This is a genomic window from Desemzia sp. FAM 23988 (assembly GCF_045528365.1).
Classification (GTDB): Bacteria; Bacillota; Bacilli; order Lactobacillales; family Carnobacteriaceae; genus Desemzia.
Genome location: NZ_JBGQQS010000027.1, coordinates 1 through 17,205, shown reverse-complemented (window position 1 = coordinate 17,205; position 17,205 = coordinate 1). Strand labels below are relative to the sequence as shown.

Annotated in this window: 12 protein-coding genes and 1 riboswitch; of the genes, 8 read left to right on the top strand and 4 right to left on the bottom strand. The window is 39.0% G+C overall.

Annotated elements, in window-relative coordinates; genetic code table 11:
• Positions 1-2: 2 nt before the first annotated feature.
• Positions 3-1,652: a hypothetical protein gene (locus ACEN4L_RS11865; protein ID WP_407097490.1), complete on the top strand. Its 1,650-nt coding sequence runs from the start codon at positions 3-5 to the stop codon at positions 1,650-1,652.
• 559 nt (positions 1,653-2,211) lie between these two features.
• On the opposite strand, the gene ACEN4L_RS11860 is transcribed toward ACEN4L_RS11865, so the two are convergent.
• Positions 2,212-2,802 carry a YdhK family protein gene (locus tag ACEN4L_RS11860; RefSeq protein ID WP_407097491.1) on the bottom strand — a complete coding sequence of 197 codons (591 nt, stop codon included), beginning with the start codon at positions 2,800-2,802 and terminating at the stop codon, positions 2,212-2,214.
• Positions 2,803-3,060: 258 nt separating this feature from the next.
• Here ACEN4L_RS11860 and ACEN4L_RS11855 point away from each other — a divergent pair, with 258 nt between their 5' ends.
• Genes ACEN4L_RS11855 through ACEN4L_RS11845 form a run of 3 tightly spaced genes read left to right on the top strand, consistent with a single transcriptional unit; the run spans position 3,061 to position 6,096 of the window.
• Entirely contained in the window at positions 3,061-3,987 is a 927-nt protein-coding gene (locus ACEN4L_RS11855; RefSeq protein WP_407097492.1) for an alpha/beta hydrolase, read from the top strand.
• Positions 3,988-4,021: 34 nt separating this feature from the next.
• Entirely contained in the window at positions 4,022-5,431 is a 1,410-nt protein-coding gene (locus ACEN4L_RS11850) for an alcohol acetyltransferase (protein ID WP_407097493.1), read from the top strand.
• Positions 5,428-6,096, top strand: coding sequence for a DUF6320 domain-containing protein (locus ACEN4L_RS11845; protein WP_407097494.1), 669 nt, complete (start codon positions 5,428-5,430; stop codon positions 6,094-6,096). The genes ACEN4L_RS11850 and ACEN4L_RS11845 overlap by 4 nt, the downstream gene beginning before the upstream one ends.
• Positions 6,097-6,198: 102 nt before the next feature.
• Here ACEN4L_RS11845 and mgtE read toward each other — a convergent pair whose 3' ends face one another.
• From mgtE to ACEN4L_RS11830, 3 genes are all read right to left on the bottom strand, one after another.
• Positions 6,199-7,572, bottom strand: coding sequence for a magnesium transporter (gene mgtE, locus ACEN4L_RS11840; protein ID WP_407097495.1), 1,374 nt, complete (start codon positions 7,570-7,572; stop codon positions 6,199-6,201).
• Positions 7,573-7,915: 343 nt separating this feature from the next.
• A riboswitch (M-box (ykoK) riboswitch) is annotated at positions 7,916-8,080 on the bottom strand.
• 157 nt (positions 8,081-8,237) lie between these two features.
• Entirely contained in the window at positions 8,238-9,425 is a 1,188-nt protein-coding gene (locus ACEN4L_RS11835; protein WP_407097496.1) for a MalY/PatB family protein, read from the bottom strand.
• 129 nt (positions 9,426-9,554) lie between these two features.
• On the bottom strand, positions 9,555-10,376 hold the full coding sequence (locus ACEN4L_RS11830) for a bacteriochlorophyll 4-vinyl reductase (protein ID WP_131832567.1): 822 nt from the start codon (positions 10,374-10,376) through the stop codon (positions 9,555-9,557).
• A gap of 998 nt (positions 10,377-11,374) precedes the next feature.
• Here ACEN4L_RS11830 and pepF point away from each other — a divergent pair.
• The 4 genes from pepF to ACEN4L_RS11810 all read left to right on the top strand — a co-directional run bounded on the left by pepF (position 11,375) and on the right by ACEN4L_RS11810 (position 17,054).
• Complete coding sequence (pepF, locus tag ACEN4L_RS11825; protein WP_407097497.1) at positions 11,375-13,183, top strand: oligoendopeptidase F; 1,809 nt, start codon at positions 11,375-11,377, stop codon at positions 13,181-13,183.
• 32 nt (positions 13,184-13,215) lie between these two features.
• Positions 13,216-13,983 (top strand): MurR/RpiR family transcriptional regulator, encoded by a 768-nt coding sequence (locus ACEN4L_RS11820; protein WP_407097498.1) that lies wholly within the window; start codon positions 13,216-13,218, stop codon positions 13,981-13,983.
• Between the two features lie 117 nt (positions 13,984-14,100).
• Positions 14,101-15,702, top strand: coding sequence for a PTS transporter subunit EIIC (locus ACEN4L_RS11815; RefSeq protein ID WP_407097499.1), 1,602 nt, complete (start codon positions 14,101-14,103; stop codon positions 15,700-15,702).
• 23 nt (positions 15,703-15,725) lie between these two features.
• A complete protein-coding gene (locus ACEN4L_RS11810; RefSeq protein WP_407097500.1) occupies positions 15,726-17,054 on the top strand; it encodes a 6-phospho-alpha-glucosidase in 1,329 nt (442 codons plus the stop codon).
• The last annotated feature ends 151 nt before the right edge of the window (positions 17,055-17,205 follow it).

The window sequence follows — 17,205 nt, the reverse complement described above, 5'->3', positions numbered from 1 at the left end:
GTATGCGGATGAAACAAACGGTGGAGTTGGCTAAAGTCAATATGATTTACGCTAATCCGCAGATGATCGAAAAGCGGCGTAATAAAGAGGTCAAAAAAGGAGCCCCTTCTAAGTTATCGGCTTATACATACATCCTTGGACAAAATGTTTTATTGCTGGCTATTTTTATCTTCTTATTTGGTTTTATGTTTTCCAATATAGATCTGGTCCACTACCCGGGCATGTTTACGTCTTTTATGGGCACGATTATTTTAATGTCTGTGCTCCAAGGCTTTTACCTGATTTTTAATCTTTTTTACGATTCAAAAGACTTGTCCCATTATCTGCCGCTCCCTTTTAAAGCGAGTGAATTGTTTGCAGCAAAAGCAGCTGTGTTGATTTTTATGCTGCTTCCATATTTGGTCCCTGTTTGGATTTTGATGTTTTTGTTAGGGTTGAATGCAGGGAATGCTTTGCTATTCTTGCTGCCGGGTTCAGTAGTTCTATTTTTGCTGATGATAACAGTAGTTTTAGCGTTTTCGATTGTACTGGTGCATCTCATTACGAAGCTGCCTTTGTTTACACAGCACAAACAAGGCGTGATCACTGCTTTATACAGTTTATCCAGCATTGGAATGGTGGTATCGGTCTATTTCCTTTCCAACCGAGCGACGACATCTGCTGAAACAGCTCAAGGGATCATTCCGGATATGTCTGTGATTCCTTTTCTAGGTGCATTCCACCAGATTTTTTTAACTCCAGGAGATGCAGCAGCTTGGGTTGGTATCCTGGGTTGGGTAGTGGTGTTGGCAGTTCTGTCATTTGTGGTGATCAGATGGGTTGTGCCTTCTTTTTATCAAGCAGAACAAACCGTCTCGACAATATCATCCAGCCGTCCCAAGAAACAAACCAAAAGGAAAAAACAGGGAGTTGCTGCTCAGCGTCCTGCTTCAGTCAATCAGACCTTGTTTAAATACAATCTTGGAATCATTCAGGACGGAACTTTAATGATGCAGTTTCTGAGTTCAAAACTCCTATTGCCCTTGGTGGTGATCGGACCGACTTTAGTTAACAGTCCTGATTTAGCGGCTATTCCAACATTATTTTGGCCGGTATTTTTCTTTGGCGGATTTATTTATACGTTTTTCACCTTAAATGCGGTGTCGATTGTCGGAGTCATCATTTCTTTAGACCGAGAAAACTTCTTGTATCTCAAATCACTGCCATTTTCAATGAAGCACTATTTAAGACAAAAATTTCTGTTTGCCTTTGGTATTGAACTGATCATTCCGGTGTTATTGGCGATCGGATTAATGGTATTCCTTCAAGTCCCGTTGTTGTTTGCAGTACTATTCTTAGCAGGGCTTGTGATCGGAACTCTTGCGCTGAGCCACTTTTATTTTGTACGCGATTATCGATTGCTTAATCTGGATTGGCAAAATCTAACCGAACTCTTTAGCAGAGGAGCTGGAACTTGGGTTCAAGCCATCAGTATTTTTATTACTGTTTTCTTCGGTGTCTTGGCTGTTGTGGCTGTTTCGTTTATTTTATTGGCTTTGCCGCCAATCGGCCAAATGCTGTTTTCTGTTGCTATTGTTCTGGTGCCCCTGAGTCTTTCTGCTGGGTTATTGGTGAGATACAAAAAAACATTTTGGAAGCAGTTTGAAGAATAAGCTGGAATAGAGATGATGTAGTGGATTCTGTGGGTTACTCCATGATCTAAAGCAAAGTAAAATCCCTTTTCGCTAATGGGCAACCATCAGCGAAAAGGGATTTTGTTGTGTTGCAGAGTAGAAGGGGGGCTATTTAATGATTCACAGCTGATTATAAGTGGAATTATGAAGAAGGCGAGAGATACTTAAAGATTCGAGGTTGGTTACATGTGTGAATGTGAAGTAGAGGTGGTCTACTTAATAATTCGAGGTTGATTACATGTGTGAATGTGAAGTAGAGGTGGTCTACTTAAAGATTCGAGGTTGATTACATGCGGGAATGTGAAGTAGAGGTGGTCTACTTAATAATTCGAGGTTAGTTACATGCGGAATTGTGAAATAGAGACGTTCTACTTCACAATTCGAGACTATCAATAAGCTGAATTAGGAAGTGGGACCTGATCACCTAGTAATCACCTCCTGATTATAGGTACATGCGGACTTTTATATGACCAAGGGAGTAAATGAGTGATATGAAAAAAGGCTATCTCATATTGAGACAACCCATTCTGTTTAACACCTATTTAACGGGAGCTAATTCATCTTCCGTCAACCATTTATGGTTTTTCACGGTCTCACTGCCATCAGTAGGCTGGTAGTCGACCATGTACACCGTAGTTTTATTGGCTGCATCAATAGTAGCAGCAGCTCCTTGCATGCCTTCCATGTGCATAGCTTCCAAAGTGACTTCAGTACCTGGCTCTAGAGCCGAGTCCCCAGCTTCTGCCATTTCTTCATATACAACCCATTTATGATTTTTTACACGGTCGCCGCCGTTCGTTGGATCATAAGATACTTCATAAGCAACAGTATCAAATGCTCCTGCAATAGTAGCTTCTGCGCCTTTCATACCAGGCATGTGTCCAGATTCGATCATCACGGTATCGCCAACTGCATAGGTGGGATCTTGTGCTTCTTGAAGTCCTTCTGGAATGTCGCCAGAGTCGTCATGCATCATGTGTCCCATATCCGATTCTTCCATAGAACTTGATTCCTCGATTGAACTGCTGGACTCTGAGGAATTTGTTTCCGCTTCTTCTGTTGTAGAACAAGCGGCTAAAGCTAAAGTAGTAGACAGCGCTAAAAATGGTAAAAAGTTTTTTCGATTCATAACTGATTCCTCCTATCAAATGTAAACAGAAACGTTTACGTTCGTAATCAATTAACAGCTTAACAAGAATAGTAGGAGAAGGTCAATAAATCAGCTTTATTGAGTTGATTGTTTCAAATTAGGCTCAAGTCTAGTAAAATAAAAGCAAGTAGAGCTCTGTTAGGAAAAAGGGCCAGCTGATAAAGGCTGAGATTTATATGCGTGTGTTAATGGATAAACAGTAAAAAGCACGTATATAAATATAGAAGGAGTACACTGATGAATCCCATTTTTAAATTTGTGTTGAAAATGATGTCTTCCCCTAAAATCAATATGCAGGAAGATTATGAATTTGTACGAAAGATGCAGCAGATTTTTTCTAAAAAACCTAAGAAGGGATACATCATCTTAGATCAAAAAATTTATTCCAAGGATCAATCTCACGATATCCCTGTTAGAGTATTTCGCCCTCAAGAGCTGCGGCACGATGATGCTTTGTTATTTGTTCATGGTGGAGGATGGGTGACTGGAAACATCGATACGTATACAAATACTTGTATCAATATGGCCGATTTAACAGGGAGGGTAGTGTACTCGGTAAATTACCGTTTAGCTCCTGAATATCCATATCCAGCCGGGTTAGAAGACTGCTATCAGGTGGTGGACATCTTGCTGAATCATTTGGAAATGGCACGATTGGCAGATGTTTCTAAGTTGACCTTGATCGGAGATTCTGCGGGAGCCAATCTGATAGCTGCAGTGTCGCTGTTACTGCGAGATGAAGGCAGGATAGTACCAGCAAAGCAGATATTGCTGTACCCTGTCACGTATTGGGATCACACAGAAAACTCTCCTTTTGAATCTATTCGTACGAATGGATATGACTACGGGTTGACCGCCAAAAAGATGCAAGAATATATGGAATTGTATGCTCCTGAATTGGCAACGCGTCAAAGTCCGTATATCTCTCCTTTATCAGCTGATGATCTGACAAAACAGCCGGAGACACTGATTGTGACAGCTGAGTTTGATCCGCTTCGCGATGAAGGAGAAGCTTATGGAGAAAAATTACGAGATGCTGGAAATAAAGTGAGAATTCATCGAGTAAAAGAAACCGTTCATGGGTTTATTACGTACCCAAAATTCGTGGAACCGGTAGTTGAAACGTATGAGATTATCAATGAATTTTTAAGTACTGATCGATAAAGGGAAAGTTTTAGTTGTTTGGAGGTGAGTCAGTTTGAAGAAGAAGGAAACGACCAACCAAAAAGGATGGGTGCGACTAGACAATGCTTCGAATATTTTTTTAGCAGCCATGTCCACCACTGATACCAAAGTATTTCGGTTGAGTGCGGAAATGGAAAATGAGGTCGATTCCGTCCTGCTGCAACAAGCGCTTGAAAAAACGTATGCACAATATATGCTGTACCATAGTGTGTTAAGAAGAGGAATTTTTTGGTATTACCTGCAACAGACGACTATTCAACCGCGAGTAGTTCCTGATGTATTGACACCTTGTTCGCCGCTGTATCATTTTGATCAAAAAGAGTTATTGTTTCGTGTGATTTACAATGATAAGCGCATCCACTTGGAAGTGTTCCATGTTTTGAGTGACGGAACAGGGGCGCTGTGGTTCTTTGAAGATTTACTGAAAGAGTATATCTTATTGCGCCATCCTCAAACGCAAGCAGAATTAATGAAAGAACAACGGGAAATCCAACAACAACACTTAGAAGACAGCTTTGTCACACATTTTAGCCACAGTGAACAACAAAATTTTACGGACTCAGCGCAATCTGCTGTGCGCAGTTTTGTGAAAAGCAGTAAAAATGCTGCATTTGAATATGGACGAAAAGCGAGAAGATTGATGTGGGCAACGAAAAGAAGAAAACGTCGGAAACGGAAAATACATCGGATAACCGGCAGGAAAACAGCCGATAATCGAACAAAAATTATTGAATTAGAGATGCCGGTGAAAACAGTACTGAATTTGGCTCATGAACAAGATGCTACGCTGACTATGTATTTGATTGCTGTATACTTTGAAGCTATTCGAGAAGCCAGTCCACATTTTCGTTCTGGGGAAACGATCGCAATATCCGTTCCGGTAAATTTAAGACAATTTTATCCTTCCGATTCAGCCCGTAATTTCTTTAGTACCGTCAAATTAAAATACACTTATCCACAAGAAAAAGAAGTGGATATCAATAAAATCTGTGATACTTTGACGAAACAAATGCAGCACCAGCTGAGCAAAGAAAATTTGGAAAAACGGTTAAGCCGATTGATCGCATTTGAATACAATCCATTTAATCGAGTTATTCCGCGTCCGTTAAAAGATGGTGTGTTAAAAATCATCAATTTCTTTAACAACCGAAATTTAACAGTGGCTATGTCGAATCTCGGACGAGTGTCATTGCCGCAATCGATGAATCCCTATGTTCATGCGCTTTATTTCCACACGTCTGCTGTCAGACCCCAATTTTCTGTTATCAGTCATGGTGGAACTTTGACGATTTCTTTTACGTCGCCTTATTTAGAGACAGAGATCCAAGAAAACTTTGTTCGGAAACTGACTAAATCTGGGATAGATGTAACGATTGCTGCAAATAAAGTGACAGCTTCAGAATTAAGAGGTGATGAAGAGTGAAACGATGTTCGCATTGTCAGGTAAATATTAAAGGTGACTGGTCGGAATGTCCGCTTTGTCACCAACAATTAGATCCGGTAGAGTCAGCAGAAGCTGCAAGCAGCCCTTATCCGGATATTCCTTTACGTTTCAATAAGAAAAAAGTTTTCAAATGGATGATGTTGGCGTCTGTAGTCATTATTCTTGGGTTTTATACAGCTGGATTTTTCTTTCCTGATCCCTTGAATGTTTGGCAATGGTCTTTATTTGGAATCGTCAATTTATGGTTAGTTGTCTTGATCATTATTCGTAAACGAAGAAATATAGCTAAAGGAATCGTTTATTTGATCATATCTGCTTCACTGGTCTGTGCGTATTTGGATTATATATCGGGCTGGAGTGCTTGGTCTACCACTTATGCGATTCCGCTGATCTGTACATTTGCTACAATAGCCATGTTTTTCGCGGTCCGAATCGTTCGCTTAAAAGTGGAAGATTATGTGTTGTATCTGTTGACTGCAACGCTGCTCGGATTTATGCCGACGACATTTTTGTTTTTAAATTGGACAACTTGGCTGTTTCCATCCCAATTGTCGCTTTTATTGAGTACCTTGATGTTTATCTGGATCACCGCCACACACGGAAGAGCTATTATCACAGAACTGCAAAAACGTGCTCAAATTTAAGGAAATATTCTCAGAAACAGTAACAAAGCTTCTTTTCAATTTAGTTATTGAAAAGAAGCTTTGTTTGTAAGGGATAAAAGAACAACTTGAGTAGTCATACTGTTATAAAATATGAAGCAGCTCAGTTGCTATACTAAAATAAATCAGCAATCCCAAAGCATCGTTGATAGTGGTGATAAAAGGACCAGAGGCAATTGCTGGATCGATGTTCATTTTGTGAATAACAATTGGAATAGTCGCGCCAACTACTGTGGAGAGACTAAGTGTGAAGAAAAGCGAGATGCCAATGATCAGTGCTAAAATGAGATTCCCATAGAAGAGACCTGCTACCACTCCCAATACTGTTCCAGCGACACCTCCAATCATTGTACCTGCTAGAAATTCTTTCCAGATCGTCTTCCAAAATCGTTTCGGGCTTCTTTCCTCTCCTTGAGAAATATTCCGTACAGCTATGGCAAGTGATTGAGTACCGACATTTCCGGCAGAGTCCATGATAATAGGAATAAAAGCAGCAAGGATGACTACTTGGTTGAGTGTTTCTTCAAAAGAACTGATGAGAGAAGCACTGATCATTCCCAGGAAAACTAGGATGATAATCCATGGCATTCGAAGCCGAGCCATCTCAAATGCACTTTCTTCTCCTTTTTCTATTTTTTTCGAATTTTTACGAATAGCTGAAAATTCATTAAAATCTTCCTTAGTTTCTTCGACCAAAACATCCATAATGTCATCTACAGTTACGATCCCCATCAGTTTATTTTCCTGATCCAAAACCGGGACAGCCAGCAGATCGTAATCTTGAATGATTTGAGCCACCTCTTCTTGGTCATCGTCGATTCGGACGAAAGCCAGTTGGGTATGCATGATATCTGCCAGCTTTGTTTCTTCCGAATGAAGGATGAGATCCCTTAGTGATACGACTCCGACTAAATGATCAGCATCATCCAGAACATAGAAGTAGTAAACCAATTCTGTAGCTTTCGCAATAGTACGAACTAAACCAATCGTTTGTTGTATAGTATGTTCAAGAGTAACCACTACCATCCCTTTGGTCATTATTGAACCAGCAGTCTCTGGTTCATAGGAGAGCATTTCTTCCACTTTTCTCCTCTCTGTATCTTCGAGTAAGTTAAGAAGAACTTTTTTTTCATCTTCATCAAAATAAGATAAAAAGGCCACAATGTTATCTAATTCCATATACGGAAACAAATGGGCGGTATACTCTGGCGAGAATACCTCATAAGCCTCTATTTGATCTGCTGGATCCATCCATTCGAATAATTCTGCAAATTCTGCTGGGCCTAGAAAGGTCTCTATTTTCTTTTTCTTTTCAGGATAAAGCAAGTGAAACAGTTCTACTTGGTCTTTTAGATGGAGTTTCAAGAAGAGCCTCCGGAATCTCTTCCGATTGTTTTCTTTAGCAGCACTAAAGACAGCCGCATAGTAATTATTTTTTCTAGTGTCTATTTTTTTCATTCCGATCATTCCTTTCGGGAAGGTTTACTAGATGCCATTCTTTTTTTTGTATCGTTAATTCAAACTTTCTCCTTCGACTATCCGGATTCGGATCCATATAAACCACCCCCTTAAAAGAATTCGTTCGTTAAAAAAATAGAGAACGTTACTACTTTATGCGTTTAGTTCTATAGACAATGGCCTCCATTTCACGATAAAAAAGTGCCTCACCATGAAATAGCGAAAGATCCCAACTCTAGAATGAACGCTAAAAATTTATAAAACAAAAAAAAGCACGCCCTCGAAGAGCGTGCAAAAAGACTGCCTGAGCAGTACGTTTCAAAATGGTATATTTTGTCTGTTTTCTGCACCTCTTCGTTGAGTTTCAGCTTTGTACAGCATAGGGATTGCCCCAGCTGCATTAAGAATTTCCTTAATTCGAAAATTCCTGTTAACCCATTGGCGTCTTTCGACGTTTCTGGGCAGCAGCCTATCTCTCGTACAGTAGCCTCACCTAACAAGGTTATTTACTTTTTATCTACGGACCTATTATAGAATATTGTTCACTTATTTACAAGCTTGCTTATTTGCTGATACATGACTGTTTCTTGCTATCCAAAATTTATAATACCGTACACCATAAATAAGGATACAAACCACTAAATGTGGTTTGCATCCTTATTTGACTAACGGTATTTCTTCATTGTATGAACTAAACGCTCAAGTGCATCCATCAAAATTTTAGTAGGCACAGCAAGGTTCAAGCGTTCAAAACCATTGCCTTCAGTCCCAAAGATGTACCCTTCATCCCCAAATACCAATGCTTCCTTGTGCATAACTTGTTCGAGTTCATTTGCTGAAAGTCCAAAGGCATTGAAATCCAGCCATTGTAAAAACGTACCTTCCAAATCAAAAACGGTTACTTCGGGCAATTCTTGATTGAAATAACGTTTCAGTTCTTGGTGATTATGCCAAATCAATTCTTTGAATTCCTGCAGCCAAGGGCCTCCAACGGTATAAGCTAATTCAGTAGCTTTCAACCCGAGCATATTTGTGCCACCATCCAAACCAGTCTCTTCCAAATCCTCTAAAAAACGTTCACGTAATGTAGAGTCTGAAATAATAATGTTAGAGTTTTTCAGTCCTGCTAAATTAAAGGACTTGCTGACAGCTGTAGCGGTGATACAAATAGAAGCTGCGTCATCAGTTGCTATAGCCATTGGTGTATAAGAATGCCCCGGCATGGTGAGATCATGATGAATCTCATCTGCCAAAATAATCACGTCATTAGCCACGCAAATGTCTATCACTTTAGCCAATTCTTCTTTGGACCACACTCTCCCAACTGGATTATGAGGATTGGAGAATAAGAGCAGTTTATTCGCAGGATCTTTTGCTTTTTTTTTCAAATCTGCGAAGTCGATTTCATAATGTGTCTCTTTTTGGATCAAGACACTTTTCACAATATGGCGTTCGGTTTTTTCGATGGCTGCATAGAAAGGGTAGTAGACAGGCGATAAAAGCAATACGCCATCTCCTGGATCAGTGAATGAACGGATAGTAGGATAGAAGGAGGTGACTACACCAGGTATAGTCAGAATCCAATCGTCTTCAATTTCCCAATGGTGCTGGATTTTCATCCAATTTTTTACAGCCGATAAATACTCTTTGGTAGGTAGGTCGTAACCCAAAATAGCTGTTTCTAAAAATTTTTGAAGCCCTTGAATAATTTCAGGCGCCATTTTCATATCCACATCAGCGATAGATAAAGGATAAATGTTATCATCTAATGAAGGATTCCAGTCATGCATTTGTTGCCATTTAGCGGAACCTGTATGTGATCTGTTGACAGCAGTAGTAAAATCATAAACCATAATCGCAGCCTCCTAAAAAGTCTAGTTATCTTACAAGTATTCTAACATAGATAGTCTTTTACACAGAATAGAAACTAAATTTGTGGACAATATCGCGTGTAGGAAGCTATTATTCTGTATTTATGGAGTTTAAACAATTTTAGTATTATCTGTTGATGTAATTTCTTCAAATTCGGCTTCAATGATTTCTAAATCTTTATTAAAATTACCTTCTTTATAATTTGAACTGTAACCTTTAATTAATTCTCTATTTAACTTCTTCGCTGCTAGCTCCATGGTAACAGCTGTAAGACCACCAGAAGCTATACCCCCAATAACAGGAATAGCTTTTGAAGCCGCGCTTGCAAGTCCTTTTTTAGTTAGTGTTTTTGAGGCAACTACTTTTGAGATATTTTTTATAAATGGATACCAGAGTGTTTTAGTTAAGGCTGTTGTCATAATTTTTTTTGAAGCATATTTTGCTGCGTTTGTACTCGCTACGCGTAATAAAGATGCAGCACCTTGTGCGCTGAACATTGTACCTAAAAATAAAACTAAACCGTCAATCTTCAATTCACCATCTTGATCAATAATATTTTCATAATCATAGATGTAGGCAAGCTCTTGAATAAGCCTAATAGAATAAATCATGTTCTGCAAAATATCTGCGGGAATTGTTCCTGCCATGGCCAACCCACCAGGAAGACCCGAGACAAATGAAAGACTGGAGCTTCCAATGACATTTTTGTGAATGCGGACTTTGGCCATGGTTTCCTTTTCTTTTAAACTAATAGTAATACTCCCGTTGCGAATCTCATCTTCGCTAACACCATAAATTTTTGATAAAAAATCAATACGGTTAACATGTGCCATAGGATTATTCAAAATAGTTTCTAGAAGTTTCATTAAATCACCAGATTGAATAGCTGGAATCAACGAACTACCTGCTGCCTGTTTTTCATTATTTTTCATATGTAGTTTCACCTCTCTGAGTCTTATTTTAGGGACAATAGTTTTTGTTATTTTAGTCCAATAAAGAAATCGTTTTTTTTTATTGTATCATAGGAGAATTGGATTACTATCTATTGGATAATCTTTTATGGAAAATAATTCAGTAATACGTTATATTAAACGACCGCTGTGGACAATGTAGAAATATCGGAATAACTCTCCACATTTCATCAACTGTTGTAAACAGCTATTTATTTTAATCGAAATTAAAAATGATGTATTTTTAGCTAATCTTAGAAGTTTTTAAACGAACGATAAAAGTACAAGTAGGAATAAAGTGAAAAAGGGAGAAATTGGATGTGGGAATAAGTCTTATGGTCACAATCGTATGTCTCAGAACAACTAAAATGGGAGACTACTACATATGCCTACAAGACTCCAGGGTGTTGATATGAAAAAATGCTTGGCTATATTGGCCAAGCATATGTGATGAGTAGAAGATTATAGTAAGAGGTGTTACTTGTCAGAAAAGCTACTAAAATGAATATTCTAAAGTTGAAGATAAATATCTAAGTGTGCTACAACACAAATGAAAAGGAGATGCGTTAGTGCGTGTCCCCCAAAGCACAGAACCGTTAAAGAAGTTGACTGAATTAAATAGATTAAAATAATCATCTTAACCCGTCAAAGTTAAAAGATGATTATTTTTTTGGTTAAATTTCAGTAACTCTACAATCAACGCAGCGAACAAAATCGCTAGCGTTAATGCTTCATATACTGTCAAAGCTATTCCTTTCTAGGAGTATAGCTATTCACCATAGGCATCTATAAAACTTTATGAACATAACTTGTGTACAACCTATAATCCAAATTCAACCTATCCACAATTTACCCATAAATTAACCAGACAGTGTGTTTTCTTCCACAAAAAGAATGCTATACTATTAATAAGTGTTAGAATATTCTGGAATAACGACGAAAACAAATTGAGGGATACAATTTAAAAAGGGAGAGATTGGATGACGAAAAAAGCTTTACAAGTAAGATCAGAAGTACCAGAACAAATGAAATGGGATATCACAGCAATTTATAAAACACGTGCGGAATTTGATGCAGCTGTTGAAGGAACGAAAGCGGCTGTGGAGGAATTTGTGCATAAGTACGAAGGACAGCTGACTGTTGCTGAAACGATTATTGCAGCGATCAAAGAGTATGAAGAGCTGATGCAGACGCAAGTATGGTTGAATTATTACGCTTACCTGCCAGTCTCTGCAGATATCTCGGATCCTAAAAATATGGAGTTATACCGTTGGATCGGCAACCTTGGGGCTGAATGGAGTGCTCAATTGAGTTTCTTTGATGCTGAATTGGTGGAAAGTGACGCTGCCGTACTGGAACAAGTGGCTGCTGAAGCACCTCAGTATGCGATATTTATTGAAAAAGTCAAAGATCAGAAACAAATCCAACTGGCTCCAACTGTAGAAAAGGCACTGGCTCAATTGCAACCAGCGTTAAGTGCTCCTCAATCTATTTTTGAACAGATTCGCTCTTCGGATATGGACTTTGGAACCTTTACTGTAGAGGGAAAAGACTATCCATTAAGCTTTGTACTGTATGAAGATTATTATATGTATCACCCAAATACAGCGATTCGCCGAGCTGCATTTGAACAGTTTTCCACAGTCTTAGGAAAGTATCAAAACACAATGGCGGAAACGTATTATACACAACTGCAAAAAGAAAAGACTGTGGCAACGATGCGTGGTTTTGAGTCTATTTTTGATTACTTGCTCTACAATCAAAATGTGGATAAAGAGTTGTATAATCGTCAAATCGATGTCATCATGAAGGACTTGGCACCTGTGATGCAAAAATACATTACCCATGTCAAAGAAGAAAACGGCTTAGACAAGATGACGTATGCCGACATTAAAATCGACTTGGACCATGAATTTGCGCCAACCGTTACGGTGGAAGAGTCTAAAAATCTGGTGCAAAAAGCTATTTCTGTATTAGGTCAAGATTATACGAATCTGGTTATGCGGGCTTATCCTGAAAGATGGGTGGATTTTGCGCAAAACAAAGGCAAACGTTCTGGTGCCTTTTGTGCCACGGTTTACGGTGTACATCCTTACGTTTTGATGTCTTGGACGGACCAATTATCCGATGTCTATACGTTGCTCCATGAATTAGGGCATGCAGGACAAGGAATTTTATCCAGCGAGAACAATTCAATTTTATCAGCGCGTATGTCCTTGTATTTAATTGAAGCACCGTCTACGTTTAATGAATTGTTATTGACGGATTCGTTGAAAAAAGACAGTGAAGACCCTAGAATGGAACGTTTTGCTTTGACGCGTATGATCTCAAAAACGTATTTCCACAATTACATCACACATTTGCTGGAAGCAGCTTATCAACGCGAAGTGTACAAATTAATCGATGCCGGACAAGGATTCGATGCTGCTAAATTAAGCGAACTGAAACGAGCTGTTTTAGAGCAATTCTGGGGAGATGCTGTGGAAATCAATGAAGGAGCAGAATTGACTTGGATGCGCCAAATCCATTACTATATGGGTTTATATTCCTATACTTATTCAGCGGGATTGACGATCGCGACTCAAGCTTTCTTGCGTGTCAAAGAAGAAGGGCAATCGGCAGTAGCAGATTGGTTGAAATTCTTAACGCTAGGCGGCCAATTAAAACCTGTTGAAGCCGCAAAAGTAGCGGGTGTGGATATCACGACTTCTAAACCGCTGGATGACACGATCCAATACTTGAATGACAGCGTGGACCGTATCATTGCTCTAACCAAAGAAATGAACTAACTAAACTCTATATACCGAGGAGAATCACAACATTGATTGACTTAAAAAAGTTGGTTGAAGGAAAGCACCTCACTGAATTGGATTTAACAATACTAAAGTATGTCATCGAGAATATGGATACTGTTTTGACAATGGGGGTAAGAGAAATCGCCAAAGTCAATTTCACTTCGCCTGCTTCTGTGATCCGTTTGTCGAAAAAGTTAGGCTACACGGGTTTTGTGGATATGTACTATCACTTATCTCCAAAAGTGAAGCAGAGGGAAAGCGGCCAAGTAGAAGACCCTGAAGAGTTGTTCAAATTTGAACTGGCAGATGTATTCCAATACAATTCACAACAAGATATCGAAGACTTTGTTCAATACGTTTTAAACTTGAAACAAAAATACATTTTTATTTATGCGACTGGATTTTCAGCAATTGCAGGAGAATATTTGTATAAAAAGCTGCTGGTGTTAGGTAAAAAGACGATTTTTGCTTCCGGAAGCGACTCGATCGGTGTCTTTGAAAATAATTTGGACGACATTGGTGCTTTTGTAGCGATTTCCAAATCAGGTGAAACCCAGCAAGTGATCGATAAATTGTTATCTGCTGAAGGGCAACAAATTTTTAGAGTGTCATTTACAAAAAATGCTGATAACCGGGTAGCAGAATTATCGGATGTGAATTTCAAAGGTCATGACAAAAACGAGTTGGACGACCGAAATATGCTGCCCAACTCCTTTTACCCCAGTTTACTGATGGTATTCGAGTATTTGTTTAAAGTGTATTTGGACCAAGAAAATAAGTCAAAAGAAGACTAACAGCGAAACGTGTTTCCAATTCAGGAAACACGTTTTTTTACATGCCGGAACACTGGTAAAGAAAAGGGTTTCATAATAAACTAGGTTTAGAAGAAAAGAGGTAGGAGGAAAAAAGTTATGAAAGAAAAACTGATGGATGGATTACAACGGTTTTCCAAAGCTATGTTTATTCCTGTATTGATTTTGCCGATAGCTGGGATATTGATTGCTCTAGGAAATGTATTTACCAATCAGCGATTAATTGAAACCGTTCCCTTTTTAGATAACCCGATCACCACAGGGTTTGGAACGATTCTATCGGGTTCGTTGGTATCGATCTTAAGCAACTTGGGATTGGTATTCTGCGTGGGGTTAGCAGTAGGGTTGGCCAATAAAAAGAAAGCTGAAGCAGGTTTTACAGCTTTACTAGGTTACTTAGTATTTATTAATGCGATGAATAAATTCATGGAATTATCTGGTTTATTATTTGAAGGAGAATCTTTGCAAGGAACTGGGCAATCTATGGTATTAGGTGTCCAAGTCTTGGATATGGGTGTATTCCTTGGAATCTTATTAGGAATTACGACGGCTATTGTGCACAATAAATATGCCGAAAAAGAATTCAGTAATGCGTTCCAAATTTATGGAGGTTCACGTTTTGTTTTCATTGTACTGATTCCGGTAGTTGTTTTATTAGCTGTATTATTTACGTACATTTGGCCATTTTTCCAAAACGGCATCAATAGCTTGGGTACATTGATCAATCAAAGCGGTAATTTTGGAATCTTCCTATACGGGATGTTGGAAAGATTGCTGATTCCAACTGGATTGCACCACTTAGTGTATACACCATTCCTTTATTCTTCCCTTGGTGGAGTGCAAGAAGTCGGGGGACAAGTTTTTGAAGGTGCTCGGAATATTTACTTTGCCGAAATGGCAGATCCAAGTGTGTCTGTACTTTCCCAAAGCGTTATCTGGGATGCGCGTGGAATTTCTAAAATGTTTGGGTTAATCGGAGCGTGTTTAGCCATGTACCAAACAGCCAGCCCTGAGAAAAAACAACAAGCGAAAGCTATTTTGATTCCGGCAGCGGTTACTTCATTTATCGCTGGTGTTACAGAACCGATCGAGTTTTCATTCATGTTTATTGCCCCAATCTTGTTCGTAGTGCATTCCGTATTAAGTGGATTGAGCATGGTGGTCTTGAATTTATTCAACGTTCGTGCAATCGGACCAAACGGTTTTATTGACTTTATCTTATACAATATTCCTCTTGGACAAGAAAAAACGAATTGGATCATGTATATCGTAGTTGGATTGATGTTCTTTGCTATTTACTACTTTACCTTCCGTTTATTGATCACTAAATTGAATCTGAAAACCATCGGACGTGAAGATGAAGGACAAGAAACGAAATTGTATTCGAAACAAGAATTCAATGAAAACAAGCAACAAAAAGGTACATCTGGACAACCTCAAACAGGCAATACTGGTTTAGCCAGCGTCATTGTGAATGCTTTAGGAGGACCTGAAAATATCGAAACGGTCACTAACTGCTATACACGTTTGAGATTGACGTTGCAAGAACCAAGCAAGGTTAATGAAAGTATCTTGAAAAACGAAACAGGTGCCAGCGGTATTATTGTCAAGGGTCAGAATGTTCAAGTAGTATACGGTTTGCAAGTAGAATCGGTACGGAAAGCTGTAGATAAGTATTTAGGCATCACGGAAGAAGAATAAAACAAACAGAAGGAGTTTTTTAAATGAAGAAGTTTTCAATTGTTATTGCAGGTGGCGGGAGCACATTTACTCCAGGTATCGTAATGATGTTATTAGACAACATGGACCGTTTCCCTATTAGAGAGTTGAAACTCTACGATAATGATCAAGAAAGACAAGGGATATTAGGCGAAGCATTAGAAATTTTGTTAAAAGAACAAGCTCCAGAAGTGAAGTTCTCTTTTACAACTGATCCAAAAGAAGCCTTTACAGACGTAGATTTTGTGATGGCGCACATCCGTGTCGGAAAATACGCAATGCGTGAACAAGATGAAAAGATTCCTTTAAAATATGGTGTGGTTGGACAAGAAACTTGTGGACCAGGCGGAATCGCATATGGTATGCGCAGTATCACAGGGATGATGGAAATTATTGATTACATGGAAGAATATTCTCCTGATGCTTGGATGCTGAACTACTCCAACCCAGCAGCGATTGTGGCAGAAGCTTGCCGCGTTATGCGTCCAAATTCAAAAGTCTTGAACATTTGTGACATGCCAGTAGGAACGTTACGCAGAATGTCTCAAATCGTTGGAAAAACTCCAGATGAATTAGAAGTTCGCTACTTTGGATTGAACCACTTTGGTTGGTGGACTAGTGTCAAAGACAAAGCAACGGGACATGAATATTTGGACGAGATCAAAGAATATTTAGCGGAAAATGGTTACTTGACGCAAGTAGAAGTTGATACGCAGCACATGGATGAAAGCTGGCAAGCTACGCATAAAAAAGCGAAAGATCTATTAGCTATTGAACCACGCTTCTTGCCGAATACGTATTTGAAGTACTATTTCTATCCAGATTATGAAGTGGCACATTCCAATCCAGAATTTACTCGGGCCAATGAAGTAATGGCGGGCCGTGAAAAAGACGTGTTCACAGCAGCCAGAGGGATCATTGAAAAAGGAACAGCAGAAAACAGCGGCTTCCATATTGACAGCCATGCATCCTTTATCGTTGATCTAGCACGTGCTATTGCTTTCAATACACATGAACGGATGTTGTTGATCGTTGAAAATAATGGCGCTATCGCGAATTTTGATGATGACGCTATGGTAGAAGTTCCGTGTATTGTTGGAAGTGACGGTCCAGAGCCGTTGGCACAAGGAAAGATTCCTAACTTTGAAAGAGCCTTGATGCTGCAACAAGTGACGGCAGAAAAATTAGTTGTTGAAGCGTATATCGAAGGCAGTTACCAAAAACTATGGCAAGCATTGAGCCTATCTAAAATCGTACCGAACGCTGAAGTAGCTAAAAATCTCTTAGACGATTTAATTGAAGCCAATAAAGGATTTTGGCCAGAATTGAACTAATGAACAAATAATGAGATCGGCGAGAAAGTATGTGTAAAATAGTTCTCGAGAGCCAATAATTTTACTGGAAAAAAGAAAGAAGGCACTTTATCATAAATGTATGCTTTGCAGGGCAAATACATAAATGAAAGAGGCCTTCTTATGGATAAGA

Coding starts and splice junctions, on each gene's coding strand:
- ACEN4L_RS11860 (WP_407097491.1), bottom strand. CDS start 2,802: ATGAATCGAAAAAACTTTTTACCATTTTTAGCGCTGTCTACTACTTTA.
- ACEN4L_RS11815 (WP_407097499.1), top strand. CDS start 14,101: ATGAAAGAAAAACTGATGGATGGATTACAACGGTTTTCCAAAGCTATG.
- ACEN4L_RS11835 (WP_407097496.1), bottom strand. CDS start 9,425: ATGGTTTATGATTTTACTACTGCTGTCAACAGATCACATACAGGTTCC.
- ACEN4L_RS11810 (WP_407097500.1), top strand. CDS start 15,726: ATGAAGAAGTTTTCAATTGTTATTGCAGGTGGCGGGAGCACATTTACT.
- mgtE (WP_407097495.1), bottom strand. CDS start 7,572: ATGAAAAAAATAGACACTAGAAAAAATAATTACTATGCGGCTGTCTTT.
- pepF (WP_407097497.1), top strand. CDS start 11,375: ATGACGAAAAAAGCTTTACAAGTAAGATCAGAAGTACCAGAACAAATG.
- ACEN4L_RS11830 (WP_131832567.1), bottom strand. CDS start 10,376: ATGAAAAATAATGAAAAACAGGCAGCAGGTAGTTCGTTGATTCCAGCT.
- ACEN4L_RS11865 (WP_407097490.1), top strand. CDS start 3: ATGCGGATGAAACAAACGGTGGAGTTGGCTAAAGTCAATATGATTTAC.
- ACEN4L_RS11855 (WP_407097492.1), top strand. CDS start 3,061: ATGAATCCCATTTTTAAATTTGTGTTGAAAATGATGTCTTCCCCTAAA.